1 rRNA gene is annotated in these 918 nt (G+C 57.8%); it reads left to right on the top strand.

What is annotated here, in order from left to right:
- Window positions 1-33 precede the first annotated feature (33 nt).
- A 16S ribosomal RNA gene (locus LUU90_RS26375) occupies window positions 34-918 on the top strand; the annotation flags it as partial.

The following is a 918-nucleotide window of genomic DNA, read 5'->3' as shown; positions in this document are numbered from 1 at the left end:
GCTCGCCTTTTGGGTGGGTGTGGATGTTTCTCTTTTACGGAGAGTTTGATCCTGGCTCAGGACGAACGCTGGTGGCGTGCTTAACACATGCAAGTCGAACGGTGAAGCCCAGCTTGCTGGGTGGATCAGTGGCGAACGGGTGAGTAACACGTGAGCAACCTGCCCCCTACTTCGGGATAAGCCTTGGAAACGAGGTCTAATACCGGATATGAACACTTGTCGCATGGCGGGTGTTGGAAAGTTTTTCGGTGGGGGATGGGCTCGCGGCCTATCAGCTTGTTGGTGGGGTAATGGCCTACCAAGGCGTCGACGGGTAGCCGGCCTGAGAGGGCGACCGGCCACACTGGGACTGAGACACGGCCCAGACTCCTACGGGAGGCAGCAGTGGGGAATATTGCACAATGGGCGAAAGCCTGATGCAGCGACGCCACGTGAGGGATGACGGCCTTCGGGTTGTAAACCTCTTTCAGCAGGGAAGAAGCGAAAGTGACGGTACCTGCAGAAGAAGCGCCGGCTAACTACGTGCCAGCAGCCGCGGTAATACGTAGGGCGCAAGCGTTGTCCGGAATTATTGGGCGTAAAGAGCTCGTAGGCGGTCTGTCGCGTCTGGTGTGAAATCCCATGGCTCAACTGTGGGCTTGCATCGGGTACGGGCAGACTAGAGTGCTGTAGGGGAGACTGGAATTCCTGGTGTAGCGGTGGAATGCGCAGATATCAGGAGGAACACCGATGGCGAAGGCAGGTCTCTGGGCAGTTACTGACGCTGAGGAGCGAAAGCATGGGGAGCGAACAGGATTAGATACCCTGGTAGTCCATGCCGTAAACGTTGGGCACTAGGTGTGGGGCGGGTTCCACTCGTTCTGTGCCGCAGCTAACGCATTAAGTGCCCCGCCTGGGGAGTACGGCCGCAAGGCTAAA

It is taken from the genome of Promicromonospora iranensis (assembly GCF_028994775.1).
Taxonomy (GTDB): Bacteria; Actinomycetota; Actinomycetes; order Actinomycetales; family Cellulomonadaceae; genus Promicromonospora; species Promicromonospora iranensis_A.
This window is presented reverse-complemented; position numbering and strand designations above follow the sequence as displayed.